Consider the following 25,670-nt stretch of genomic DNA (forward strand, 5'->3'; position numbering starts at 1 on the left):
CCGGCGTCCGCCGCGCTACCCTCGAGACATGCCTGACACCACCCCCTTCGGCCACGTCCTGACAGCGATGGTGACGCCGATGACGCCAGATGGTGCGGTCGACGAAGGGGGAGTGCGCGCGGTCGCCCGCCACCTCGCCGACACCGCCCACGACGGCGTCGTCGTCAACGGCACGACCGGCGAGTCGGCCACCCTCACCTCCGACGAGAGCATCGAGGTCGTGCGGATGGTCGTCGACGAGGTCGGCGACCGGCTCGCCGTCGTCGCGGGCGTCGGCTCGAACTCCACCGCGCACAGCATCGAGATGGCCGCCCGCGCCGCCGAGGCCGGGGCCGACTCGCTCCTGCTCGTCTCGCCGTACTACAACAAGCCGACCCAGCCGGGTCTCGTCGCGCACTGCACGGCGGTGGCGGACTCGACCGAGCTGCCGATCATGCTCTACGACATCCCCGGCCGCACCGCCGTCCCCTTCGCCACCGAGACCCTCGTCGAGCTCGCGGGCCACGACCGGATCGTCGCGGTCAAGGACGCGAAGGGGGACCTCGCCGCCTCGATCCGCGTCATGGCCGCGACCGACTACCTCTGGTACTCGGGCGAGGACGCCCTCAACCTGCCGCTGCTCGCGCTCGGTGCCGTCGGCGTCGTCTCCGTCACCGGCCACGTCACCGGCCGTGAGAACGCCGCGCTCGTCGAGGCCGTCGCCGCCGGCGACCTCGTGCGAGCCCGCGAGATCCAGGACCGGGTCATCCCGGTCATCGACGCGATCATGACGACCTCGCAGGGGGCGATCATGGCCAAGGCTGCGCTCGTCGAGCTCGGCGTCATCGAGCATGCGACCGTCCGCCTGCCGCTCCTCGAGAGCCCGCCCGAGCACCTCGACATCCTGCGAGCCGGTCTCGCCGCCACGCACGCAGAGAAGGTCGCATGAGCCACCCGCACCCCGAGCTCGACATCCCCGCCCCGCTCGCGAAGGGTGCCGTGCGGGTCGTCCCGCTCGGTGGCCTCGGCGAGATCGGGCGCAACATGACCGTCGTCGAGCACGACGGCCAGCTGCTGATCATCGACTGCGGAGTCCTCTTCCCCGACGACCACCAGCCCGGTGTCGACCTCATCCTCCCGGACTTCGAGTACATCGAGGACCGGCTCGACGACATCCAGGCGGTGATCCTCACCCACGGGCACGAGGACCACATCGGCGCCGTGCCCTACCTGCTGCGCCTCAAGCCCGACCTGCCGCTCATCGGCTCGCAGCTGACCCTCGCGCTCGTCGAGGCCAAGCTCAAGGAGCACCGGATCAAGCCCTACACCCTCGGCGTCGCCGAGGGCATGCGCGAGGTCTTCGGGCACTTCGACTGCGAGTTCATCGCCGTCAACCACTCGATCCCCGACGCCCTCGCCGTCTTCGTGCGCACGCCCGGTGGCACCCTGCTGCACACCGGTGACTTCAAGATGGACCAGCTGCCGCTCGACGGCCGGATCACGGACCTGCGCGCCTTCGCCCGCGCAGGCGAGGAGGGGGTCGACCTCTTCCTCACCGACAGCACGAACGCGACGGTGCCGGGCTTCACCGCGCCCGAGCGCGACATCTCGGCGGCGATCGACAAGGTCTTCCGCGGGGCCGAGCGGCGGATCATCGCCGCGTGCTTCTCCTCGCACATGCACCGCGTCCAGCAGGTGCTCGACGCCGCGGAGCGCAACGGGCGCAAGGTCGCCTTCGTCGGTCGCTCGATGATCCGCAACATGGGGATCGCGGCCGACCTCGGTCATCTCCACGTGCCCGACCGGGTGCTCGTCGACGTCAAGAAGCTCGGCGACCTGCCCGACGACCAGGTCGTCCTCATCTGCACCGGCAGCCAGGGCGAGCCGATGGCGGCCCTCAACCGCATGGCCAACCGCGACCACCGCATCGACGTCGGCGTCGACGACACCATCATGCTGCTCTCCTCGCCGATCCCCGGCAACGAGGGCTCGGTGTGGCGGGTCATCAACGGCCTCATGCGCCTGGGTGCCCACGTCGTGCACAGCGGCGGCACCGACCGGGTGCACGTCTCCGGCCACGCGAGCGCGGGCGAGCTTCTCTACTGCTACAACATCGTCAAGCCCAAGAACGTCCTGCCGGTGCACGGCGAGTGGCGCCACCTCGTGGCCAACCGCGACCTCGCGATCGCGACCGGGGTTCACCCCGACCACATCCCGCTCGCCGAGGACGGCGTCGTCGTCGACCTCGTCGACGGCCGGGCGCGGGTCGTCGGCGCGGTGCCCTGCGGCTACGTCTACGTCGACGGCAGCAGCGTGGGCGAGGCCGACGAGGACCTGCTCAAGGACCGCCGCATCCTGCGCGACGAGGGCTTCATCTCGGTCATGGTCGTCATCAACTCCTCCAGCGGCGCGATCCTCGCCGGCCCGGAGATCGTCGCCCGCGGGTTCGCGGAGGGTGACGAGATCTTCGAGCAGGTGCGTCCGAAGATCGTCGCGGCGATCCAGGACGCGACGGCGAAGGGGGTCACCGACCCCCACCAGCTGCAGCAGGTCATCCGCCGCGCCGTCGGCGGCTGGGTCGGCGGCAAGATCCGTCGCCGCCCGATGATCATCCCGACGGTCGTCGAGGCCTGAGGCGCACCCCTTCGCCCCGGCACCCCCGAGCTACCACACCCCCCGAGCTACCACGCAGTACTGGTCGTCATCACGACCAGCACTGCGTGGTAGCTCGCGTCGTAGCCGGGTCGGTAGCCGGAGGCGGGCGAAGGGGGAGTCAGCCCCGCGGGGCGAGGGAGCGGACCGCGGCGACGAGGCGGTCGACGTGCTCGGGGGAGTTCGCCAGACCCAGGCTCGCGCGGACCGCGCTCGTGCTGCCCGACCCCTGCCGCGCGAGGAGGGCGTCGACGAGGACGTGGGCGCAGAAGCGTCCGTCGCGCACCCCGATGCCGTGCTCGTCGGAGAGCCGGCGCGAGACCTCCTGGGCCGACCGCCCCTCGACCGTGAAGGTGACGACCGGCGCCCGGTCGTGCGTCGGCCCGAAGATCGAGTGCGTCTGCACCCCGGGGATCGCGTCGAGCCGGCTCACCAGGCCCCGCCCGAGGGTCTCGTCGAGCTCGGCGATGGCCTCGCGGTGCTCCTCGACGACCTCGCACGCGACGGCCAGGGCCACCGCGCCGAGGACGTTCGGGCTGCCGGCCTCGTGGCGGGCGGGACCGATCTGCCACGTCGTGTCCTCGTCGGAGACCGCGGCGGTCGCACCGCCCCCGGCGAGGTAGGGCTCGGCCGCGTCGAGCCAGTCCGAGCGCCCGACGAGCACGCCGGCGCCGTACGGGGCGTAGATCTTGTGCCCCGAGAAGGCGACGTAGTCGAGCTCCTCGAGCGCGAGGTCGACGGCGCGGTGCTGGACGAGCTGGGCGGCGTCGAGCGCGACCCGGGCGCCGTGCCGGCGGGCGACCGCCGCGATCTGCGCGACCGGCCAGTACTCGCCCGTGACGTTCGACGCGCCGGTGACGACGACGAGCGCGTCGGCGGTGCGCGAGGTCCGCAGCGCCGCGTCGACGACCGAGACCGCCTCGGCCGGGCTCGAGGGCACGGGGAGGCGGACGAGCTGCTCGGCGCGCCACGGCAGGATCGTCGCGTGGTGGTCGGAGCCGAAGACGAAGACCTGCGCGTCCTGCGGCACGACCGAGGCGAGGAGGTTGAAGGAGTCGGTGGTGTTGCGCGTGAAGATCACGTGGTCGTCCGCGCGCGCGCCGACGAAGCGGGCCACGACCTCGCGGGCCTGCTCGTAGCGCGCGCTCGTCACGCGCGAGGCGTAGCCGTTGCCGCGGTGCACCGACGAGTACGTGAGGCTCGCCTCGTCGACGGCGGCCTTGACGGCGACGAAGGCCGAGGTCGAGGCCCCGTGGTCGAGATTCGCGTATTCGACCTCGGCGCCGGACTCGAGCGGGCAGACGAGCCCGTCGGAGACGAGTGCCGGTGTCGCCGGTGCGCTCGGACGGGGTCGCAGCTGGTGCACGGCCGCCAGCGTCGGCTCGGCGGGGCGGGGGAGCGCCGGCGGGGCGGCCGGGGCGAGAGCGGTGGTGGACATGGCATGCCTCCCATGAGGTCTGGGACCTCGGGGCAGCCGGGGTCCGCGCTTGCCGGCGTCGTCTGGCGTCGGCCAGGTCGTCACCCGGAGCACCCCACCGCGGAGGAGGGTTGCCGACCAGCGAGCCGGGGCTTGACGCTGGCACTCATGACCTTGGCCGCGACCTTAGCAGCGGGTCGTGGACCGGCGTCGAGCTCGTCCGGCCCCGTCTTGTCTGCTGAGACCTGGGTGGAGGAGGGGCGTGCTCAGGCGCGCACGAGGAGCGCGAGGACCGCCCCGAGCACGAGGTAGGGGCCGAAGGCGAGATGCGTGGCGCGGTCCGCCCGGCGCAGCACGAGGAGCACGAGTGCGGCGACACCGCCGAGCGCGAAGGCCGCGTACACGCCGAGGACGAGGGTGCTCCAGCCGTACCAGCCGAGCAGCGGGGCGAGGGCGAGCACGAGCTTCGCGTCACCCATCCCGATGCCGCGCGAGCCGAGGACGAGGCTGACGAGCACGAAGGCACCGCCGACGCCCGCCATGGCGACGAGCGCCCGGCGCAGGTCGTCCCACTGCCCGGACGTCGCCGCGGCGAGGGCGAGGAGCGCGAGGACGGCGGCCGCGAAGGGGAGCGTGAGGGCGTTGGGCAGCCGGTGGACGTCCGCGTCGACCGCGAGCAGGAGCAGGCCGACCGGGGCGAGGAGCGCGGTCGCCGCCGCGGCGGCGAGCGGCTCGTCGCGGGCGACCCAGACGAGGGCGGCCGCGAGCGCCGGCACCGCCGGCACGAGCCACCCGTGGGCGGGCAGCGGAGCCGTCTCGTCGGGGCGTCGGTAGGTGCCCGAGCGGCCCCACCTCCACGCGAGGGGCATGCCCACGAGCGCGACGGCGAGCGCGACGAGGACATGGGGCACGCACGCAGGGTATGCGGGCGCCGGTGGCTCTCCCCGGCGCCGTCCACACCCCCCTTCGCCCGGAACCGGCGGCCCCTGGTGCGCGTGTGACACGTGTGAAAGGGGTGGCGATCGCCTAGCCTGCGAGCATGGCAACACGTAACGGCACCCCCGCGCGCCCGCGTGGGGGATCCACCCGCGCACCCGGTCGCACGGCCGCGACCAAGGGCCCGGGGCGGTCCACGGGCACCAAGGCCCGGTCCTCCTCGCGCTCCTCCGGCCGCACCGGCTCGAAGGGGTCGGGCACGACCTCGGCGAAGGGGGGCGGTCTCCCGCTCCCGCTCGCCGCCGTGCGCAGCACGTGGATGGGGGTCGCCGGCGCCGCCGGCGCCGGTGCCCGCCGGGTGGGCCACCAGGCCGGCCAGATCGAGCCCGAGCACCGTCGTGACGGTCTCGGCTTCACCCTCGTCGCGCTCGCCGTCGTCGTCGCCGCCGTCGAGTGGTGGGGCCTGCAGGGCGGGCTCGCCGATCTCGTGCACGCCGTGGCGGCGGGGACCTTCGGCCGCGTCGCCTACGCCCTCCCGCTCGTCCTCGTCCTCGCCGGGTGGCGCCTGCTGCGCGGCGCCGACGACGCGACGAGCGCCCGGCTCGGCTTCGGCCTGGCCCTGCTCTCGCTGTCGGTCTGCGGTCTGACGCACATCGCCCGCGGCATCCCGCAGCCCCCCGACGGCGCCGGCCCGATGCGCGACGCCGGCGGCATCGTCGGCTTCCTCGCCTCCGACCCGCTCGCCACCGGGCTCACCGTGTGGCCGACGGCGATCATCCTCGTGCTGCTCGGCACCTTCTCGCTCCTGCTCGTCACGGGCACGCCCCTGCACGAGATCCCCACCCGGGCCGCCTACCTGCGGGCCGTCTTCACCGGCGCCCCGCCGCAGCCGCACGACGAGGTCGAGAGCACGCCGGCGGCCGCCCGTGCCGTGCAGGCCGCCCGCAAGCGCCGCTTCGACGAGCTCGACGAGCGCGACGGCGACACCGCCTTCGACCAGGCCGCCCAGGTCTCGCCCGCGGAGAAGGCACGTCGCCGGCGGGCCGCGAAGGCCGAGTCCGACGCCGCGAAGGCGGCAGAGGCCGCCGCGGCAGAGGAGGCCGCCCCGGAGGCCCCGGCGAAGGGGGGCCCGCGCCCCGGCGAGAAGCGCTCGACCGGCAACGGCGTCGTCGCCCCGGTCGCCAAGGACAAGACCCCGCTGCAGGCGCCCCCGACGACCCAGCTGCCGCAGCGCGTCGAGCAGCTCGCCCTCGCCGGCGACGTCACCTACACGCTGCCCGACTCGGCGGCGCTCAAGGCCGGCTCGCCGCACAAGGAGCGCTCCGCCGCCAACGACCAGGTCGTCGACGCCCTGACCAACGTCCTCGACGAGTTCGGCATCGACGCGCAGGTCACCGGCTTCCACCGCGGCCCCACCGTCACCCGGTACGTCGTCGAGCTGGGCCCCGGCGTCAAGGTCGAGCGCGTCACCGCGCTCAGCAAGAACATCGCCTACGCCGTGGCCTCGGCCGACGTGCGCATCCTCAGCCCCATCCCGGGCAAGTCGGCCATCGGCATCGAGATCCCGAACGCCGACAAGGAGATGGTCTGCCTCGGCGACGTGCTGCGCAGCGACGTCGCACGGACCAACGAGCACCCGATGGTCATGGGTGTCGGCAAGGACGTCGAGGGCGGGTACGTCATCGCCAACCTCGCGAAGATGCCCCACATCCTCGTCGCCGGCGCGACGGGCTCCGGCAAGTCGAGCTTCGTCAACTCGATGATCACCTCGATCCTCATGCGGGCCACGCCCGACGAGGTGCGCATGGTGCTCGTCGACCCCAAGCGCGTCGAGCTCACCGCGTACGAGGGGATCCCGCACCTCATCACGCCCATCATCACCAACGCGAAGAAGGCCGCCGAGGCCCTGCAGTGGGTGGTGAAGGAGATGGACATGCGCTACGACGACCTCGCCGCCTTCGGGTACAAGCACGTCGACGACTTCAACAAGGCGGTCCGCGCCGGCACCGTGCAGCCGCTGCCCGGCAGCGAGCGCACGATCCAGCCCTACCCCTACCTGCTCGTCATCGTCGACGAGCTCGCCGACCTCATGATGGTCGCGCCGCGCGACGTCGAGGACTCGATCGTGCGCATCACCCAGCTGGCGCGCGCCGCCGGCATCCACCTCGTGCTGGCGACCCAGCGGCCCTCCGTCGACGTCGTCACCGGCCTCATCAAGGCCAACGTGCCCAGCCGGATGGCCTTCGCGACCTCCTCGCTCGCCGACAGCCGGGTCGTCCTCGACCAGCCGGGCGCCGAGAAGCTGCTCGGCCAGGGCGACGCGCTCTTCTTGCCCATGGGCAAGAGCAAGCCGATGCGCGTCCAGGGCGCGTGGGTCACCGAGTCCGAGATCCACGAGGTCGTCCAGCACGTCACCGGCCAGCTCGCCCCGCGCTACCGCGAGGACGTCGCCGTCGAGGCGCCGAAGAAGCAGATCGACGAGGACATCGGCGACGACCTCGACGTGCTGCTCCAGGCCACCGAGCTCGTCGTCACGACGCAGTTCGGCTCGACATCGATGCTCCAGCGCAAGCTGCGCGTCGGCTTCGCCAAGGCCGGCCGCCTCATGGACCTGCTCGAGTCCCGCGGCGTCGTCGGCCCCTCCGAGGGCAGCAAGGCCCGTGACGTGCTCATCACGCCCGACGAGCTGCCGGTAACCCTGGCGCTCATGCGCGGAGACGACGTGCCGGACGCCGCCCCGGTGTCCCCGGACGACACGCAGGAGGTGCCGGGCCGAGGCGAGGGTCCTCGCCCCTTCGCCGGCGAGGAGGAGGTCGTCGACGTCGAGCGCGACCCGCAGCCGACCCCTCCGACCGGGCGCTACGCGGTCGACCCCATCGGCACGGACATCCCCGTCGACGACGACGAGGACGACGAGGACGCGTGGTCGCTCACCGGGCGCTGACCGGGGCCCCCGCGGCTCTACGCTGACGTCATGCCCGAGGTCTGGTACGCCCCGAAGAAGCCCCTGTCCGGCCGGGACTACTGGGTGGCGGTGCTGCGCAAGCAGCCGTCGGCGATCCTCCTCGCGATCCAGCTGCTCGCGATCCTGCTGCTGCCGTGGCTGGAGGCACAGCTGTGGGGGCGGCTCGTCTTCGTCGTCATCTCCTTCTTCGCGGTGACGATCGCCGCCTTCGTCACGCGCTCGACGCCCTCGCTCACCTGGCTGGCGCTGCTCATCGGCGTCCCCTGCGTGGCGCTCGAGGCGTGGAGCGTGCTCTCGCCGGACAACGTCCTCGTCGGGGCCGTCGGCCACTTCGGGCTCGCGGCCTTCTACCTCTACGTCGCGTACGGGCTCGTGTCCTACGTCTTCTCCGACAGCTGGGTGACGAGCGACGAGCTCTTCGCGGTGGGCGCGGCCTTCACCGTCCTGCTCTTCGCCTTCGCCTACCTCTTCCTCGGGGTCCAGTTCATCTGGCCGGAGTCGTTCACCGGTCACGTCCCCGGGCCGCGTCGCACGTTCCTCGAGCTGCTCTTCTTCTCCGCAGCCAACCTCACGAGCGTCGGGCTCTCCGACGTCGGGGCGATCCGCCCGCACGCCCGGGCTGTGACGATCATCGAGCAGCTCACCGGCGTCATGTACGTCGCGATGGTCATCTCCCGGCTCGTCGCGCTCACCGTGGCCAAGGCGCGCCGCTGACCGAGCCCCTCCGCGCGAGACCTAGAGTGGGGGGCATGTCTGAGCCGTCTCGCAGCGTCGCCCTCGTCACCCTCGGGTGCACCCGTAACGAGGTCGACTCCGAGGAGCTCGCCGGGCGCCTCGCCGCCGAGGGGTGGCAGCTCGTCGACGACGCCTCGCAGGCTGACGTCGCCGTCGTCAACACGTGCGGCTTCATCGAGCAGGCGAAGAAGGACTCGATCGACGCCGTCCTCGAGGCCGGACAGCTGCGCGAGACGGGGCGCACCCAGGCGGTCGTCGCCGTGGGCTGCCTCGCCGAGCGGTACGGCCGCGAGCTCGCGGAGGAGCTGCCCGAGGCCGACGCCGTGCTCGGCTTCGACTCCTACCGCGACATGTCCTCACACCTGCGCGCCGTGCTCGACGGGCACCCGCCCGAGGCGCACGTCCCCGGCGACCGCCGCACGCTGCTCCCGCTCGCACCGCTCCAGCGTGCCGACGCCGCGGCCGCGGTGGCCCTGCCCGGCCACGGCGACGACGGCATCTCCGCCGCTCCGGGCGGAGACTCCGCCGCCGTGCGCGACCTGCCCCGTGCCCGGCTCGACGACCGGCCCTGGGCGCCGCTGAAGATCGCCTCGGGCTGCGACCGGCGCTGCGCCTTCTGCGCGATCCCCACCTTCCGCGGCTCCTTCGTCTCGCGCCGGCCCACCGACGTCATCGCCGAGGGGCGCTGGCTGGCCCAGCAGGGCGTGCGCGAGCTCTTCCTCGTCTCGGAGAACTCGACGTCGTACGGCAAGGACCTCGGCGAGCTCGACCTCATGCAGGCGCTCATGCCCCAGCTCACGCAGATCGAGGGCGTCGAGCGGGTGCGCGTCAGCTACCTCCAGCCCGCCGAGATCCGTCCCGGCCTCCTCGAGGCGATGGCGGCCACCCCCGGGGTCATGCCCTGGTACGACATCTCCTTCCAGCACTCGAGCCCGACCCTGCTGCGCCGGATGCGCCGCTTCGGCTCGACGCAGGCCTTCCTCGAGCTCGTCGAGGGCATCCGGGAGCGCCAGCCCGAGGCGGGCATCCGCAGCAACGTCATCGTCGGCTTCCCCGGCGAGAGCGAGGACGACCTCGCCGAGCTCGAGCGCTTCCTCGTCGCGGCCCGCCTCGACGTCGTCGGCGTCTTCGGCTACTCCGACGAGGACGGCACCGAGGGCGAGCGCCTCGACGACAAGATCGACCCCGACGTCGTCGCCGAGCGCGTCGAGCGCGTGCGGGCCCTCGTCGACGAGCTCTCGGCGCAGCGCGCCGAGGAGCGCATCGGCCAGCACGTCCGTGTCCTCGTCGAGCAGGTCGAGGACGAGGACGGGCACCCCGAGGTCGTCGGGCGCGCCGAGCACCAGGGCCCTGACGTCGACGGCGAGACGATCCTGCTCGGCGAGGTCGAGGGCCTGGCCGTCGGTGACCTCGTCGACGCGGTCGTCGAGGGCACCGAGGGGATCGACCTCGTGGCCCGGGTCGGGCGATGAGCACCCCCGCGCCGGTCCCCGCGCCCGCACCCGAGCCGAGCCCGTGGAACCTGCCCAACGCGCTGACCGTCCTGCGCATCCTGCTCGTCCCCGTCTTCGTCTGGCTGCTGCTGCGCGGCGGCGGCGACGACGCCGCGTCGCGCTGGTGGGCCTTCGGGGTCTTCGCCGTCGCGATCGTCACCGACCGGGTCGACGGCGACATCGCCCGGGCCCGTGGCATCGTCACGAACTTCGGCAAGGTCGCCGACCCGATCGCCGACAAGGCCCTCACCGGGGCCGGCTTCATCACCCTGTCGATCATCGACGTCATCCCGTGGTGGGTGAGCGTCGTCGTCATCGCGCGCGAGCTCGGCATCACCCTCATGCGGTTCTTCGTCATCCGCCACGGCGTGATGCCGGCCAGCCGCGGGGGCAAGGTCAAGACCTTCCTCCAGGCCCAGGCCCTGCTCATCCTCATGGCGCCGCTGTGGGTCCTGCCGTGGTCGCGGGTGTGGGAGGTCGTGGGCTACGTCATCCTCGCCGCGGCCGTCGCCGTGACCATCGCGACCGCCGTCGACTACGTCATGAAGGCGCTGACGCTGCGCGAGACGAGCGAGCGCGCGGCGATGAAGCGGGCCCGGGCCGGTCGCGACCGCCAGGTCCCATGACCCCCCACCCGGTCGCGGCGGCGGCGCTCGACGAGCTGCGCGCGCACGGGCTGACGCTGGGCTGCGCCGAGTCGCTCACCGGCGGTCTGCTCTCGGCAGCGGTCGTCGCGGTGCCGGGCGCCTCGGACGTCCACCGGGGGGCGGTCGTCGCGTACGCCGCGGAGGTCAAGGCGCAGGTCCTCGGGGTCGACCGCTCGCTCCTCGACGCGGTCGGCACGGTCCACCCGGACGTGGCCGCCGCGATGGCGAAGGGGGCGCAGCGCGTCCTGCGGTGCGACGTCGCCCTGGCGACGACCGGGGTCGCGGGCCCCGGGCCGAGCGAGGGCCACCCCGCCGGCACCGTGCACCTCGCCTGCGCCTGGGGCGAGGAGGTGCACCTGCGCCGGCTCGACCTGCCGGGCGAGCGCGCCGAGGTGCGCGAGGCGAGCGTGCGCGGCGCGCTGGACCTGCTCCTCGCCGTGGCGTCGTCGCACGCTCGCGGTACGGTGGGGTCAGCACCACAGTCGCACGTCGAGCGAGAGGAGGGCCGGTCGTGATCCTGCTGCGCGAAGAGCTCGGGGAGGTCCTGCGCGAGGCCCGGACGACCCAGGGCCGCACGCTGCGCCAGATCTCCGCCGACGCCTCCATCTCGCTGGGCTACCTCTCCGAGATCGAGCGCGGCGAGAAGGAGGCGAGCTCCGAGCTCCTCTCCTCCGTCTGCGTCGCGCTCGGCATGCCGCTGTCCGAGGTCCTCGCCGAGGTGGCGACCCGGGTCAGCCGCGCCGAGCACGCCAGCGCTCCTGTGCCGCTGCGCGTCGGCGGTGGCGTCTCCGCCTCCGCCGCCTGAGCGGTCCCGCTCGGCGCCGTCGGCGCGCCCCCCTCAGCGACGTCCGCGGGGTCCCAAGGGGGCCTGGCGTCGACCGTCGTCGGTCGGGGCGAGCCCGCCCTGGCATGTCGGGCAGGAGAAGATCGTGCGCTCCTGACCCGCCCGACCGGCCATCGCCACACGGATCGTGTCGCCGCAGCGGCGGCACGGCCGACCCGAGCGGGCGTGGACGTACGACTCGTGACCGCGCCGCGTCTCGCCGGTCGAGCCCTGCACCCCGGTGACCACGGCGCGCTGCATGAGGCGCGCGACACGGCTGATAATCTGGCTGAGCTCGTCGGCGCCCACGTCCCGGGCCGGACGCCACGGGTGCACCCGTCGCACGAAGAGGATCTCGCTGGCCCAGAAGGTGCCGATCCCGCTGACGACCCGCTGGTCGAGCAGCGCCTCGGCGATCGGCCGCGGGTCGCCCTCGAGCCGGTGGACGACCTCGTCGAGGTCGAGCGGGTCGGCGAGGACGTCCGGCCCGAGATGGCCGACGAGCGTGGCCTCGTCGCGGGTGCGCACGAGGTCGAGCTCACCGAGACGCAGGCCGACCGCTCGCCATCGGGTGCCGTCGAGCACGGCCCGCGTCTGCGGGTTGGCCAGCGCGCGACGCCCCTGGGGTGAGTCGAGCCCCTCGACCCGCCACTGCCCCTCCATCCGCAGGTGCGAGTGGATCGTCCACCCGCCCTCGACCCGGTGGAGCAGACGCTTGCCGTGGCTGACGACCTCGAGGGTCCGGGAGCCGACGAGCGCCGCACCGTCGAGCGACCCCCAGCGCAGGTCGACCCGCTCGAGCGGGTCGCCGGCGAGGGCCTGGTGGAGCCGCTGGGCTGTCCGGCGCAGCGTGTCGCCCTCAGGCACGGGGCCGCTGCCGCAGACGCAGCCCTCGGGGCGTGGCGGTGAAGCCGGCGTCCTCGAGGGCCTGACCGAGCGGGTGGTCGCTGCCGAGGAGCTGCTGGCCGTCGGCCTTCTGCACGGTGAGGCGGCCGAGCGCCCCCTTCGTCACGGCTCCGGCGAGGCCCCGGGCCGCGGCGGCGAGCGGCTCGGGGTCGTCGGTCCAGGACAGCAGCGTGCGACCGCCGCGCTCGACGTAGAGGACGAGCCGGCCGTCGACGAGGACGACGAGCGCCCCGGCCTTGCGGCCCGGCTGGTGGCTGCCCTCGCGCTCCGAGGGCGGCCAGGGCAGCGCGGCGCCGTAGGGGTTGGCGGGGTCGGTGGCGGCGAGGACCCAGGTCTGCTCGCGGCCGCTGGCCGAGCGCACCTGGTCGACCGCACCCGGCAGGGCGAACTGCGAGCCGCCGAGCCCCTCGACGAAGTAGCCGCGGCGCACCTGGCCGGCCTCCTCGGCGGCGGAGAGCACCCGGTGGATGGCCGCGAAGCCCCCGGGCACCGACTCGGACTGCACGGCCCCCCGGGTGAGCACGCCGTGCCGGTCAAGCAGGCCCTCGGCGAAGGCGTGGGTGCGCACCGTGGCGTCACTCGTGGCCTCGGGCAGCAGCGACCACCGTCCGGCGACGCGCGGCGGGCCGCTGCGGGCCGGCATCGCGGCCCGGCCCAGGCTCGTGCGCCGGCCGTACCGCGTGCGCGCCACCGGTCGGCGGGTCGTCTTGTGAGCCGAGCGGCCCCCGGCGAGCAGACCGCGGACCGGGGCCGCGGTGTCGCCGGTGACGAGCCCGCGCCACACGAGATCCCACAGGACGTCGGCGAGCGCCTCGTCGTCGGTCGAGGCGACCTCGTCGCTCAGCCGGCGGAAGAGGAAGGACCCGCCGCCGTCGAGCGCCTCGAGCACCGACTCGTGGGCGGGGGAGAGGCCCTCGCGGTCGGGCGCCGGCAGGGTGAGGTGCGCCGTGTCGGCGAGGTGCAGCGAGACCCAGCCGTCGTCGCCGGGCAGGCTCCCGTGACCGGCCCAGACGACCTCGCCGGTCGCGACGAGGGAGTCGAGCATGCCCGGGGTGTAGTCGGCGACCCGCGAGGGCAGGACGAGCGACTCGAGCGCGGAGGCCGGCAGGCGCACCCCGCCGAGCTGCTCGACGACCCGCACGAGACCGTCCTCGCCACGCATCGTCGCCCCGACCCCCTGCCACGCGGGCACGAAGACGGCGAGCTGCTCAGGGGCGACCGGCTCGACCTCGTGGCGCAGCGCGGCCAGCGAGCGGCGCCGCAGCAGCCGCAGCACCTCGGCGTCGCAGAAGTCGCTCCCGCTGCCCCCGCCGAGCTCGGCCGGACGCAGGTCGCCCTCGACGACCCGCCCGGACTGGACGAGCCGGCGCAGCCCGTCGCGGGCGACGGCGGCGCCGACCCCGAGCCAGGCCGCCGCCTCGGTCGCGGCGAAGGGGGTGTGCGTCCGGGCGTAGCGGGACAGGAGGTCGCCGAGCGGGTCGGCGACCGGCTCGAGGAAGACCTGGGGCACCCCGACGGGCAGGGGGACGCCGAGGGCGTCGCGCAGCCGCCCGGCGTCCTCGACGACGGCCCACCGCTCCTGGCCGGCGACCTGCACGGCGATGACCTGCCGGCTGGCCCGCAGCTCCTCGAGGGCGGCGCGCACGGCGGTCTCGTCGAGCTCGTCGACCGAGCGCGCCACGAGGTCGTCGACGGTGATCGGGCCGAGGGTGCGCACGAGGTCGGCGACGTCCTCGCCGTCACGGGCGCGGCGGCCCTCGGCGAGGCGCTGCAGCTCGCCCTGGGTGCGCTGGACCGCCTCGACGTCGAGCAGGTCCGCGAGCGAGAGCTGCTCGCCCTGCCCGAGCAGGTCGGCGAGCAGGGCCGGGTCGAGGGTGAGCGCGGCGGCCCGTCGCTCGGCGAGCGGGGAGTCGCCCTCGTAGAGGAACTGCGCGACGTAGCCGAACATCAGCGACGCGGCGAAGGGGGAGGGGCGCGGGCTCTCGAGCTCGACGAGGGTGATCTCGCGGCGGTCGATGCCCTCCATGAGACGCACGAGACCCGGCACGTCGTAGACGTCCTGGAGCACCTCGCGCACGGTCTCGAGGATGATCGGGAAGCTCGGGTAGCGGCTGGCGACCTCGAGCAGCGAGGCGGCCCGCTGGCGCTGCTGCCACAGCGGCTGGCGCCGGTCGGGCCGGCGCCGGGGGAGCAGCAGGGCGCGGGCGGCGCACTCGCGGAAGCGCGAGGCGAAGAGGGCCGAGCCGCCCACCTGCTCGGTGACGACGGGCAGGACCATCGACGGCTCGACGGTGACGAGGTCGAGCAGCTCGGAGCCGATGGCCGCGCCGTCGTCGAACTCGAGGTCCGGCAGGCGCAGCACGATCCCGTCGTCGCCGTGCATCGCCTGGACCTCGACCCCGAAGCGCTCGCGCATCCGGGCGGAGATGGCCAACGCCCACGGCGCGTGCACCTGCCCGCCGAAGGGTGAGAGCACCGCGACCCGCCAGTCGCCGATCTCGTCGCGGAAGCGCTCGACGACGATCGTGCGGTCGTCGGGGACGTGCCGGGTCGCCTCACGCTGCTCGCCGAGGTAGGCCAGGAGGTTCTCGACCGCCCAGGTGTCGAGCCCGGAGGCGCTGAGTCGCTCGCGGGCGGCCTTGGGGGACAGGGCGACGAGCTCACGCACCGTCGCGCCGAGGGCTGCGCCGAGCTCGGCGGGCCGGCCGAGCTGGTCGCCGTGCCAGAAGGGGAGCTTGCCCGGCTGCCCCGGCGCCGGGCTCACGAGCACCCGGTCGTGGGTGATGTCCTCGACCCGCCACGACGACGTGCCGAGGGTGAAGACGTCGCCGACCCGCGACTCGTAGACCATCTCCTCGTCGAGCTCGCCGACGCGGCGGCCCGGGCCCTCGCCGGTGGCGAGGAAGACGCCGAAGAGACCGCGGTCGGGGATCGTGCCGCCGCTCGTCACTGCGAGGCGCTGGGCGCCCCGCCGGCCGGTGAGGGTGCCGGCGACGCGGTCCCAGACGACGCGCGGGCGCAGCTCGGCGAAGTCCTCGGAGGGGTAGGCACCGGCGAGCATGTCGAGGGTCGCGGTGAGGACGGGGTCGGGCAGGGAGGCGAAGGGGGCGGCCCGCCGCACGAGCGCACCGAGGTCCTCGACCGACCAGTCGTCGAGCGCGCACATGGCGACGACCTGCTGGGCGAGCACGTCGAGCGGGTTGGCGGGCACGGCGATGGACTCGATCGCCCCCTGACGCATGCGCTCGACGACGACGGTCGCCTGGACGAGGTCTCCGCGGAACTTCGGCATGACGACGCCGTGGCTCACCGCGCCGACCTGGTGACCGGCGCGCCCGACCCGCTGCAGGCCGGACGCCACCGACGGCGGTGACTCGATCTGCACGACGAGGTCGATGGCACCCATGTCGATGCCGAGCTCGAGGCTCGACGTCGCGACGACGCAGGGCAGGCGGCCCGCCTTGAGGTCCTCCTCGATCTCGTCGCGCTGCTCCTTGCTCACGGACCCGTGGTGGGCCCGGGCGAGGATCGCGGGGGCACCGCTCGACGTGCCGGCCTGCGCCATGACCTGGGCGGGCGGCCCGGCCGGGCGGACGGGCGCGCCCTCGGCGGGAGCCGGGGCGCCGTCGTCGAGCGCCGCCGCCTCGAGCCGCTCGGCGTAGATCTCGTTGAGCCGGGTCGTCAGGCGCTCGGCGAGCCGTCGGCTGTTGACGAAGACGAGGGTCGAGTCGTGCGAGGTCACGAGGTCGACGACCTGCTCCTCGACGTGCGGCCAGATGGAGGTGCGGGCGACCTGGCCGCTCGCCGGGCCGCTGAGGTCCTCGACCTCCTGACCGAGGTCGGCGAGGTCGGGCACGGGCACGACGACGTCGAGGTCCCACTGCTTCGTCGACGGGGGTGCGACGACCTCGACGGGGCGCCCGCCCGCCAGGTAGCGGGCGATCTCCTCGACCGGGCGCACCGTGGCGGACAGGCCGATGCGCTGCGCGGGCTGCGGCAGCAGAGCGTCGAGCCGCTCCAGCGACAGGGCGAGGTGGGCCCCGCGCTTGGTGCCGGCGAGGGCGTGGATCTCGTCGATGATGATCGTCTCGACCCCGACGAGCGCCTCGCGTGCGGCCGAGGTGAGCATGAGGAAGAGCGACTCGGGCGTCGTGATGAGGACGTCGGTGGGGGTCCGGGCGAAGGCGCGCCGCTCGTTGGCCGGGGTGTCGCCCGAGCGCACCGACACGCCGACCTGCGGCGCCTCGAGCCCGAGCCGGGTCGCGGCGTGCCCGATGCCGACGAGCGGGGAGCGCAGGTTGCGCTCGACGTCGACGGCGAGGGCCTTGAGCGGCGAGACGTAGAGGACCCGGCAGCGGGCGAGCCGCTCGGCCGGGGGCTCGGTGGCGACGAGTCGGTCGAGGGCCCACAAGAAGGCGGACAGCGTCTTGCCCGAGCCGGTCGGGGCGACGACGAGCGCGTGCGCGCCGCTGCTGATGGCGCGCCACGCGCCCTCCTGCGCGGTCGTCGGCCCGGCGAAGCTCGTGGAGAACCAGGCGCGCGTCGCGGGCGAGAAGAGGTGGAGGACGTCCTCGGCGGGGGCGGGGTCGGCTGTCATGGCAGGGACAGCCTGCCACCGGGCACCGACAGCGCGGCCGCTCGTGGGAGGTGCGACCTGCGGACGTCCAGGGTTGCCCGGCTCAGGTCGCGGAGATCCCGATCCGGCCCTCGCGGAAGGCGTTGACGAAGAGCGCGTGGTCGCGCCGCACCTCCTGCGCGTACTCGACGGCGAAGTCCGCGAGGAAGCCCCCGAAGGCCCGACGGCGGCCGTCGAGCGAGGCGATGATCGCCTCCTCGACCTGGAAGTCGACGAGGTCCTGGTCGCTGTCCTCGTCGGCGGCGCAGTGGATCTTCGCGGTCGCGCGGCCGAGGAGGTCGACGACGGCCGCCATCTGCGAGGGCTCGGTGAGCTCGGCCCAGTCGAGGTCGACCTCGTAGGGCGAGACCTCGCTGACGACGTAGCCGACGCCGTCCATCTCCGTGTGGCCGAGGAGGGGGTCGGTGTGGGCCTGCAGCGCGCGCTGGCTGACGACGGTGCGGTGGCCCTCGTGCTCGAAGTAGGCGTCGATCCGCGCGGTGTCGACGAAGCGGCTCAGCGCCGGCACGTTGGCCTGCTTCATCGACAGCAGGACGTCGTTGTCGAGCGCCTGGCTCGTGCCCTCGACGAGCACGGTGTACGCGGGCAGCCCGGCGCTGCCGATGCCGAAGCCGGAGCGCCCGATGACGTCGCGCACCTCGTAGAAGAGCTCGCGGTCGATCTTCTTGTGCTCGGGGATGGTCTCGAGGTAGCGCTCGAAGGCGCGCATGACCTTCGCCCGCTCGCGCTGCCCGAGCGGACGTGCCCCGGTGCCCTCCGCGAACATCCGCACCCCGTCGACCCGGTGCGTCATCGAGTCGAGCAGCTCGGAGCGCTCGGTCATCCGGGCGAGGACGAGCGCGTCGCGCACCGGGCCCTCGGTGTTGTCGAGGTGGAGCGAGAAGTCCTCGCGCTCCGTACCGGCGTAGTGGTCGACCTGGGCGAGGTAGGCGCGCAGGTAGCGGCCGATGAGCCGTCGGATCTCGTCGTCGGGCAGCGCCTTCTGCCAGCCGAGCAGCGCGAGCGAGGAGGCGAAGCGCATGAGGTCCCACGTGAAGCTGCCGAGGTAGGCCTCGTCGAAGTCGTTGACGTCGAAGACCATCCGGCCGTCGGAGTCGAGGTAGGTGCCGAAGTTCTCGACGTGGAGGTCGCCGTGGATCCACACGGCGGACGCGCGCTCGTCGGCCCAGTCGTCCTCGCGCTGCGTGACGTCGTGGAAGAACAGGCACGCGGTGCCCCGGTAGAAGGCGTGCGGGTCCCGGGCCATCTTGCGGTACTTCACCCGGAACGCGGCGGGGGCGGTGCGCTGGAGGTCCTCGAAGGCGTCCGCCAGGGTCGTGATGATCTGCTCGGTGCGCTGCTCGTCGGACGTCATGGCGTCAGTCTCGCGCCGTGTCGGGGCCCCGGGCCGCGCGAGACGTCGGCTGATCCGTCGTCCACCCGACTCGCTCGGTGCGGGCCAGCTCGATCGCGTCGGCGAGGGTGGCGGGCAGGCGCAGCTCGGCGAGCCGTTGCGCGACCGCCCGCCCGGGGACCGCCGGACGCAGCCACGGGGGCGCGACGACGTGCCGGCTGCGCCGGGCGATCCCGCGCTCGAGCGCTCGCAGCGCGGTGGGCAGCGGGGTCACGCCAGTGATCGTCCCCCCACCGGTGAGCAGGCGCGCTGTCTCGGTGGCGAAGCCCCGCTGCGTCATCTCGGTGTCGATCTCGGAGTAGTAGGCGACCCCGACCCTCGCCCCGGTGTGCCGGATCTCCAGGCGCAGCGTGTTGCCGATCGCCTCGACGGCGGCCTTGCTCGCCGAGTACGCGCCGATGAGGGGCAGGTGGACCGCCGCGGCGAGCGAGGCGGTGGCCAGGGCGTAGCCGCGCTCGTGGCTGATGTGCGGGCCCGCCGCGCGCAGCGTGTAGAAGGTCCCGAGCGCGTTGACGGCGAGGTGGGTCTCCATGACCCCCGGCTGGCCGCCGATGACGGGCAGCTGCCGGGCGATGCCGGCGTTGGCGACGACGACGTCTATACCGCCGAGATCGGCGACAAGACCCTCGACCGCGTCGTCCACCTCCGCGGGGTCGGAGACGTCGCACTCGCGCCAGGGGCCGCCGCACCGCCCGGCGACCTCCTCGAGCAGGGCCGGCTCGAGCCCGAGCACGGCGACCTGCGCCCCGTGCGCCGCGAGCAGCTCGGCGAGCGCGGCGCCGATGCCCCGGGCCCCGCCGGTGACGAGCACCCGCCGTCCGCGCAGCGACGGGGTGTGCCGGGGGTTCGGTGCGAGGGCCATGCCCGACGCTAACCCCGGGCACCGACGGCGGGGGCGAAGGGGGAGCGCCTCAGCCCGCCGGGACCGCCGGCTGCTGCTGGGTGATGCAGTGGATGCCGCCGCCGCGGGCGTAGAGCGGGCGGGCGTCGACGCCGACGACCTCGCGCCCGGGGTAGGCGGCGCGCAGCACGGCGAGCGCCTCGTCGTCGCGCTCGTCCTCGAAGGTGCACGCGACGACCCCGCCGTTGCACACGAGGTGGTTGATGTAGCTCCAGTCGACCGGGCCCTCGTCGTCGGTGAGCGTGCGCGGTGCCGGCACGCGGACGACCCGCAGCGGGTCCCCCTTCGCGTCGTGGGCGGCCGACAGGACGGCCTCCGCCTCGCGGCTCACCTCGTGGTCGGGGTGCTCGGGGTCGTCCTGCCAGTGCACCAGCACCGTCCCCGGCTCGCTGAAGCAGGCGACGATGTCGACGTGCCCGCGGGTGCCGAAGGAGTCGTAGTCGCGGGTGAGGCCCCGGGGCAGCCAGATCGCCGTCGTCGCGCCGATGGTGCGGGCGAGCTCGGCCTCGACGTCCTCACGGGTGAGGCCGGGGTTGCGGCCCGGGTCGAGCTGGACGGTCTCGGTGAGCAGGACCGTGCCCTGGCCGTCGACGTGGATGCCGCCGCCCTCGTTGACGAGGGTCGAGGGCAGGTGCGCGCCGCCGGCGACGTCGGTGACGAGCTCGGCGACGCGCGCGTCGTCCTCCCAGCTCGCCCAGTCCTGACCGCCCCAGCCGTTGAAGACCCAGTCGACCCCGCCGAGGCGCCCGTCACCGAGGACGAAGCTCGGCCCGATGTCACGCATCCACGCGTCGTCGAGCGAGGCGACGACGATGTCGATCTCGTGCGGGCTGTCGGTGCCGAGGTGCTCACGGGCGATGCGCACGTCCGGGCTGGTGACGACGACGGTCACCGGCTCGAAGCGGGCCACCGCGCGGGCCACGGCCGCCCACGTCGTGCGGGCCTCCTCGGCGTCGGCGGCGGTGTCACCGAGCGTGTAGCCGGCGCTCGGCCACGCCATCCACGTGCGCTCGTGCGGCTCCCACTCGGCCGGCATGCGCCAGGCGGGCTGGCTCACAGGGAGACGTCCGTGCTCGTCGTCGGGCCGTCGAGCTCGCGGCGGTGCTCGTCGCGGATCGGCTCGGTGAGGACGCCGTAGGTGTCCGGTCGACGGGTGGCGAGGAAGGGGAAGAGCGCCAGCCAGTCCTCGCGCTGGGCGAGGTCGAGGTCGGCGACGAGGACCGCCTCCTCGTCGCGCGGGGCCTGGACGAGCACCCGGCCGTAGGGGTCGGAGATGAAGCTGCTGCCGTAGAAGTCGTTGACCCCTTCGTCGCCCGTGCGGTTCGGGACGACCATGAAGAGGCCGTTGGCGATGCCGTTGCCGACGATGACCTGCTGCCACAGCGGCTGCGTGTCGAAGTCGGGGTGGTCGGGCTCGGAGCCGATCGCGGTCGGGTAGCACAGGACCTGCGCGCCGCCGAGGGAGTACGCACGGGCGACCTCGGGGAACCACTCGTCCCAGCACGTCGGCAGACCGAGGCGAAGGGGGACCGAGGTCGCGACGTCGTGGACCGGGTATGCGTCGGCCGCCGGGCCCGCCCGGAAGTACTTGTCCTCGTAGTAGCCGGCGGTGACGGGGATGTGGGTCTTGCGGGTGCGGGCGACGACCTCTCCGTCGGGGCTGACGACGACGGCGGAGTTGTAGCCCAGCCCGTCCTCGGGGCTGCCCGGGTCCGCGCCGTCCGCGCGGGCGGCGCGCTCGTAGAGCGAGGCGTGGACGAAGACGCCGTGCCGGGCGGCGGCCTCGCGCGCGAGGGTCACCGTCGGGCCGTCGTCGAGCGACTCGGCGCCGGGTCCGGGTGCCTCGGCGGGCAGGACGTCGGCGGGGTAGCGCAGCAGGGTGATCTCGGGCAGGAAGACGATCTCGGCACCGGCCTGCGCGGCCTGGCCGATCGCCTCGTCGAGCACGCGGGCGAGCTCGCCCGCGTCCTCGCGCCAGCGGTGCTGGACGAGGGCGACCCGGAGCGGGGGCCGGGTCGGCTCCTCGACCCGGGCGAGGCTGGTGGGCACGGCGTCAGCGGTGATGAGGTGCACGCGGGCAGTCTAGGGGCGGGGCGTGCCTAGACTTCGCGGGTGCGGATGAGTCAGTTCTGGTCGCTCATGGAGGGCGAGTTCGGTGCCGGGTACGCCCATACCCTCGCCCGCCACCAGGTCCTCGGCAGCCTCGGCGGGCGCAACGCCGTCGACGCCCTCGAGGCCGGTGTCCCGGCCCGCGAGGTGTGGCAGGCGGTGTGCGACGCGATGGACGTCCCGGAGTCCCGCCGGCTCGGCGAGGACGTGACGATGGACGTGCCGCGCCGGGTCGTCGACTCCATCGGGGACTGATCGGCGTGGGCCACCTGATGTTCGTCGCGGTGGCCCTGCCCGAGGCGGTGCGCGAGGACCTCGCCGCCTTCCTCGAGCCCCGCGAGGGCATGCCGTGGGTGGACGCCGTCCAGTGGCACCTCACCCTGGCCTTCATGGCATCCGTGCCCCCGGCCCGTGCGGACGAGCTCGTCGAGCGGCTCGCCCACGCGGCGGGGCGGGTCGTCCCCTTCGCCCTCTCGCTCGGGGGAGCGGGAGCCTTCCCGCACGCCGGTCGCGCCTCGGTGCTCTGGCTCGGCGTCGACGACGCCGCCCAGGACCCGCTGGCCCGGCTGGCCCGCGGGTGCCGGGCCGCTGCCTCGGTGTCGGGGGCGAGCCCGGACGGGCGGGCCTTCGTGCCCCATCTCACCCTCGCGCGGCTGCGGCGACCGGTCGAGGCGACGCGGTGGCTGCGGGTCCTCGACGCGTGGCAGGCGGACCCCTTCGTCGTCGACGAGGTCGAGCTCGTCGCCTCCTTCCTCGGCGAAGGGGCGAACGGGCGACCCCGTCACGAGGTCGTCGCGACCCTGCCGCTCGGAGCGGACCCGTTGCCGCCGGGAGAGGCGCTGCGCGAGGGTTGACGCATGGCCGAGCGCTTCGTCGACGTGGATCTCAGCGGGGCCCGCTTCGAGCGGGTCGACCTGTCGGGGGCGGTGCTGCGCTCGGTCGAGGTCGACGGTGCCGAGATCGAGGCCCCGTGGCTGCTCGGCGGCGGCGCCTCGCTCGTCGTCAACGGCGTGGACGTGGCCCCGCTGGTCGACGCCGAGCTCGACGCCCGGATGCCCGGCCGGTCGCTGCGACGCGCGAGCGACCCCGAGGGGCTGAGGGCGGCGTGGGCGGCGCTGGAGCAGTCGTGGGAGCGGGTCCTCGAGCGGGTCGCGGCCATGCCGTCCGGCACGGTCGACGCGGGCGTCGACGACGAGTGGTCCTTCGCGCAGACCCTGCGTCATCTCGTCATGGCGACCGACACGTGGCTCGGGCGCGCGGTGCTCGGGCTGGAGCAGCCCTACCACCCCCTCGGCCAGCCGCACGCCGAGTACGAGACCGACGGCTACGACATGTCGGTCTTCACGACGCGGCAGCCGACGTACGAGGAGGTGCTCGAGGCGCGGGCAGGGCGTCAGCGGATGGTCCGTGAGCACCTCGCGACGCTCGTCGCCGACGACCTCGCCCAGGTGCGGGCCAACCCCTGGGCGCCGCAGCACGCGGAGACGACGCTGTCGTGCCTGCGCACGATCCTCGACGAGGAGTGGGAGCACCAGCGCTACGCGGTGCGCGACCTCGACCTGCTCCAGGCCCGGTCGGCGTCGTCGGACACTCAGCCGACGAACATGCAGAAGGGGTGACCGGCCGGGTCGGCGACGACGTAGAGGGGCTCCTCGGGGTCCTGCGAGCGGTCGAGGACGAGCCGGCCGCCGAGGTCGAGGGCCCGCCGCAGGTTGGCCTCGAGGGCAGGGACGTCGGGGACGGTGCAGTCGACGTGGAGCTGCATCGGCACGTCGTCGTCGGGCCAGGTCGTCGCGGTGAGCCGCTCGACCTGCTGGACGGCCAGGGCGCGCCCGCCGTCGGGCTGGTGCAGGACGAGCCAGTCGGCGTCGTCGCGCTCGCCGTCGGCCGGCGGCTCGTCGCCGGGTCGGTAGACGAGGCCGAGGAGACGGCGGTAGAACTCGGCGAGGGCTCGGGCGTCGGTGGTGTCGAGGACGGTCTGGCACAGGCGGGGGAGGGGGACCTCGTCGCCCTCGTCGGGCCTGCTCCCGGGCTGGGTCGTCATCGCGTGTCCTCCTCGTGGCGGCCGTCGGCGGCCCGACACGCCGTCCGGCGCGTCGGTGCACGACCTCGAACACCTGTTCGGCTAGGTTTGTGCACAGCGGTCATCCCGACGGCATCAGTATCCACAGCCTCACGGCGGCTGGGGTCGTTGTCGGTGGTGGTCCCTAGCGTCTGACCCGACAGCACGACGAGACCGACCGTGCGACGGTTCGCCGGTGGGCGCGCCCGACCCGAGCAAGAACAGGCAGGTACCTGGCATGGCTGATGTCACCGCCATCGACACCAAGCTCCACGAGCAGAAGCTGAAGTCCCTCGACTCCGTCATGGGCCAGATCGAGAAGTCGCACGGCAAGGGCGCGATCATGCGCCTGGGCGACGACGTCCGGCCGCCCATCGCCGTCATCCCGACCGGGTCGATCTCCCTCGACATCGCGCTCGGCATCGGCGGGCTGCCCCGCGGCCGGGTCGTCGAGATCTACGGCCCCGAGTCGAGCGGCAAGACGACGGTCGCTCTCCACGCCGTCGCCAGCGCCCAGCGCGCCGGTGGCATCGCGGCCTTCATCGACGCCGAGCACGCCCTCGACCCCGATTACGCCAAGAAGCTCGGCGTCGACACCGACGCCCTCCTCGTCTCCCAGCCCGACACCGGTGAGCAGGCGCTCGAGATCGCCGACATGCTCATCCGCTCCGGTGCTCTCGACATCATCGTCATCGACTCGGTGGCGGCGCTCGTGCCGCGCGCCGAGATCGAGGGCGAGATGGGCGACAGCCACGTCGGTCTCCAGGCCCGTCTCATGAGCCAGGCGCTGCGCAAGATCACCGGTGCGCTCAACACCTCGGGCACGACGGCGATCTTCATCAACCAGCTCCGCGAGAAGATCGGCGTGATGTTCGGCTCCCCGGAGACGACGACCGGTGGCAAGGCGCTGAAGTTCTACGCCTCCGTGCGTCTCGACGTCCGGCGCATCGAGACGCTCAAGGACGGCAGCGAGCCGGTCGGCAACCGCACCCGCGTCAAGGTCGTCAAGAACAAGGTCTCCCCGCCCTTCAAGCAGGCGGAGTTCGACATCCTCTACGGGCAGGGCATCTCCCGCGAGGGCGGTCTCATCGACCAGGGCGTCGACCACGGCTTCGTGCGCAAGGCCGGTGCCTGGTACACGTACGAGGGCGACCAGCTCGGCCAGGGCAAGGAGAACGCCCGCAACTTCTTGAAGGACAACCCGCAGCTCGCCGACGAGATCGAGGTCAAGATCAAGACCAAGCTCGGCATCGGGGTCCCGGTCGAGGAGCCCGAGGGCAGCGTCGACGTCCCGGTCGACTTCTGATCGCACCGGTTGACGCCGTCACGCAGAGCTGATCGCCCGCGATGAGCAGCACCGACGAGACCGCCGCGCCCGGCACGCCCCAGGAGCAGACCCTGGAGCGGCTGCGCGCGGCGGTCGCGCGTGCCCAGGCGGGGGAGCCGATCCAGGGCGGGCAGAGCGCGCAGAGTGCGCAGGGCGCGCCGGCCGGACCGCCGCCGCCCGAGGCGCCCGACGACGACGCCGACCCCCGGGCGGTGGCCCGGGCCGTCGTGCTGCGGGCGCTCACGGGGTCGCCGAAGTCGCGCGCCGAGCTCGAGCGCGCGCTGCGCCGCAAGGGCTGCCCCGACGACGTCGCCGCCGAGGTGCTCGACCGCATGGAGCACGTGGGCCTCGTCGACGACGAGGCGTACGCGCAGATGTTCGTGCGCTCCAAGCGCACCGGTCGGGGCCTGGCCCGGCGGGCGCTGCAGCACGAGCTGCGGGCGAAGGGGGTCGACGACGAGACGGCGAGCGGGGTGCTCGCCCAGATCGGCGTCGACGACGAGCGCGACGTCGCCCGTGAGCTCGTCGCGAAGAAGCTGCGCTCGATGCACGGCCTCGAGCGGGTCGTGCAGACCCGCCGCCTCGCGGGGATGCTCGCCCGGAAGGGCTACTCCTCGGAGATCTCCCGTCAGGTGATCGCCGAGTCCCTCGACGCGCTGCCCGAGCACCAGCGCGACTGACCGACCCGC

At 73.8% G+C, this 25,670-nt stretch carries 22 protein-coding genes and 1 riboswitch; of the genes, 13 read left to right on the plus strand and 9 right to left on the minus strand.

The window, feature by feature from the left end; genetic code table 11:
- The first annotated feature begins 28 nt into the window (after positions 1-28).
- Both dapA and LIV55_RS15635 read left to right on the plus strand, forming a co-directional pair.
- Positions 29-928 (plus strand): 4-hydroxy-tetrahydrodipicolinate synthase, encoded by a 900-nt coding sequence (gene dapA, locus LIV55_RS15630; protein ID WP_123090906.1) that lies wholly within the window; start codon positions 29-31, stop codon positions 926-928.
- Complete coding sequence (locus tag LIV55_RS15635) at positions 925-2,613, plus strand: ribonuclease J (protein ID WP_123090905.1); 1,689 nt, start codon at positions 925-927, stop codon at positions 2,611-2,613. The genes dapA and LIV55_RS15635 overlap by 4 nt, the downstream gene beginning before the upstream one ends.
- A 139-nt stretch (positions 2,614-2,752) precedes the next feature.
- Here the strand turns inward: LIV55_RS15635 and LIV55_RS15640 are convergent, their stop codons facing one another.
- Both LIV55_RS15640 and LIV55_RS15645 read right to left on the minus strand, forming a co-directional pair.
- Positions 2,753-4,069, minus strand: coding sequence for an aminotransferase class V-fold PLP-dependent enzyme (locus LIV55_RS15640; RefSeq protein WP_229300857.1), 1,317 nt, complete (start codon positions 4,067-4,069; stop codon positions 2,753-2,755).
- Positions 4,070-4,109: 40 nt separating this feature from the next.
- Positions 4,110-4,222: riboswitch (SAM riboswitch) on the minus strand.
- Between the two features lie 92 nt (positions 4,223-4,314).
- Positions 4,315-4,959, minus strand: a complete 645-nt coding sequence (locus LIV55_RS15645) for a prepilin peptidase (protein ID WP_229300858.1) — start codon at positions 4,957-4,959, stop codon at positions 4,315-4,317.
- A 128-nt stretch (positions 4,960-5,087) separates the two neighbouring features.
- Between LIV55_RS15645 and LIV55_RS15650 the strand changes: the two genes are divergently transcribed.
- From LIV55_RS15650 to LIV55_RS15675, 6 genes are read left to right on the plus strand one after another with little or no spacing between them, the layout of a single operon-like run.
- Complete coding sequence (locus tag LIV55_RS15650) at positions 5,088-7,928, plus strand: FtsK/SpoIIIE family DNA translocase (protein ID WP_229300859.1); 2,841 nt, start codon at positions 5,088-5,090, stop codon at positions 7,926-7,928.
- A 30-nt stretch (positions 7,929-7,958) separates the two neighbouring features.
- Complete coding sequence (locus LIV55_RS15655) at positions 7,959-8,663, plus strand: ion channel (protein WP_229300860.1); 705 nt, start codon at positions 7,959-7,961, stop codon at positions 8,661-8,663.
- Between the two features lie 35 nt (positions 8,664-8,698).
- Positions 8,699-10,156 carry a 30S ribosomal protein S12 methylthiotransferase RimO gene (rimO, locus tag LIV55_RS15660; RefSeq protein ID WP_123090901.1) on the plus strand — a complete coding sequence of 486 codons (1,458 nt, stop codon included), beginning with the start codon at positions 8,699-8,701 and terminating at the stop codon, positions 10,154-10,156.
- Positions 10,153-10,803, plus strand: coding sequence for a CDP-diacylglycerol--glycerol-3-phosphate 3-phosphatidyltransferase (gene pgsA / locus LIV55_RS15665; RefSeq protein ID WP_229300861.1), 651 nt, complete (start codon positions 10,153-10,155; stop codon positions 10,801-10,803). Before rimO ends, pgsA begins: the two co-directional genes overlap by 4 nt.
- Positions 10,800-11,339, plus strand: coding sequence for a CinA family protein (locus tag LIV55_RS15670; RefSeq protein ID WP_229300862.1), 540 nt, complete (start codon positions 10,800-10,802; stop codon positions 11,337-11,339). The genes pgsA and LIV55_RS15670 overlap by 4 nt, the downstream gene beginning before the upstream one ends.
- Positions 11,336-11,629, plus strand: coding sequence for a helix-turn-helix domain-containing protein (locus tag LIV55_RS15675; protein ID WP_123090898.1), 294 nt, complete (start codon positions 11,336-11,338; stop codon positions 11,627-11,629). The genes LIV55_RS15670 and LIV55_RS15675 overlap by 4 nt, the downstream gene beginning before the upstream one ends.
- A 33-nt stretch (positions 11,630-11,662) precedes the next feature.
- On the opposite strand, the gene LIV55_RS15680 is transcribed toward LIV55_RS15675, so the two are convergent.
- From LIV55_RS15680 to LIV55_RS15705, 6 genes are all read right to left on the minus strand, one after another.
- Positions 11,663-12,514 (minus strand): Fpg/Nei family DNA glycosylase, encoded by an 852-nt coding sequence (locus tag LIV55_RS15680; RefSeq protein WP_191563237.1) that lies wholly within the window; start codon positions 12,512-12,514, stop codon positions 11,663-11,665.
- Complete coding sequence (locus LIV55_RS15685) at positions 12,507-17,150, minus strand: ATP-dependent helicase (RefSeq protein WP_229300863.1); 4,644 nt, start codon at positions 17,148-17,150, stop codon at positions 12,507-12,509. The genes LIV55_RS15680 and LIV55_RS15685 overlap by 8 nt, the downstream gene beginning before the upstream one ends.
- Positions 17,151-17,232: 82 nt before the next feature.
- A complete protein-coding gene (locus LIV55_RS15690) occupies positions 17,233-18,543 on the minus strand; it encodes a DUF2252 domain-containing protein (RefSeq protein ID WP_229300864.1) in 1,311 nt (436 codons plus the stop codon).
- Between the two features lie 4 nt (positions 18,544-18,547).
- Positions 18,548-19,444, minus strand: a complete 897-nt coding sequence (locus tag LIV55_RS15695; protein ID WP_229300865.1) for an SDR family NAD(P)-dependent oxidoreductase — start codon at positions 19,442-19,444, stop codon at positions 18,548-18,550.
- 49 nt (positions 19,445-19,493) lie between these two features.
- Complete coding sequence (locus tag LIV55_RS15700; protein WP_229301012.1) at positions 19,494-20,519, minus strand: agmatine deiminase family protein; 1,026 nt, start codon at positions 20,517-20,519, stop codon at positions 19,494-19,496.
- Positions 20,520-20,536: 17 nt separating this feature from the next.
- A complete protein-coding gene (locus LIV55_RS15705) occupies positions 20,537-21,556 on the minus strand; it encodes a nitrilase-related carbon-nitrogen hydrolase (RefSeq protein ID WP_229300866.1) in 1,020 nt (339 codons plus the stop codon).
- 45 nt (positions 21,557-21,601) lie between these two features.
- Between LIV55_RS15705 and LIV55_RS15710 the strand changes: the two genes are divergently transcribed.
- From LIV55_RS15710 to LIV55_RS15720, 3 genes are read left to right on the plus strand one after another with little or no spacing between them, the layout of a single operon-like run.
- Positions 21,602-21,847, plus strand: coding sequence for a DUF3046 domain-containing protein (locus LIV55_RS15710; protein ID WP_123090892.1), 246 nt, complete (start codon positions 21,602-21,604; stop codon positions 21,845-21,847).
- A 5-nt stretch (positions 21,848-21,852) separates the two neighbouring features.
- Positions 21,853-22,446, plus strand: coding sequence for an RNA 2',3'-cyclic phosphodiesterase (thpR, locus tag LIV55_RS15715; protein ID WP_229300867.1), 594 nt, complete (start codon positions 21,853-21,855; stop codon positions 22,444-22,446).
- Positions 22,447-22,449: 3 nt separating this feature from the next.
- Positions 22,450-23,211 carry a DinB family protein gene (locus tag LIV55_RS15720; protein ID WP_229300868.1) on the plus strand — a complete coding sequence of 254 codons (762 nt, stop codon included), beginning with the start codon at positions 22,450-22,452 and terminating at the stop codon, positions 23,209-23,211.
- Here the strand turns inward: LIV55_RS15720 and LIV55_RS15725 are convergent.
- Entirely contained in the window at positions 23,184-23,636 is a 453-nt protein-coding gene (locus LIV55_RS15725) for a VOC family protein (RefSeq protein ID WP_229300869.1), read from the minus strand. The two genes, LIV55_RS15720 and LIV55_RS15725, sit on opposite strands and share 28 nt — an antisense overlap.
- A gap of 256 nt (positions 23,637-23,892) precedes the next feature.
- Here LIV55_RS15725 and recA point away from each other — a divergent pair, with 256 nt between their 5' ends.
- A complete protein-coding gene (gene recA / locus LIV55_RS15730; RefSeq protein WP_123090888.1) occupies positions 23,893-24,960 on the plus strand; it encodes a recombinase RecA in 1,068 nt (355 codons plus the stop codon).
- 41 nt (positions 24,961-25,001) lie between these two features.
- A complete protein-coding gene (locus tag LIV55_RS15735) occupies positions 25,002-25,661 on the plus strand; it encodes a regulatory protein RecX (RefSeq protein WP_229300870.1) in 660 nt (219 codons plus the stop codon).
- Positions 25,662-25,670 lie beyond the last annotated feature (9 nt).

Origin of the sequence: Janibacter melonis, assembly GCF_020567375.1 — a bacterium.
Classification (GTDB): Bacteria; Actinomycetota; Actinomycetes; order Actinomycetales; family Dermatophilaceae; genus Marihabitans; species Marihabitans melonis.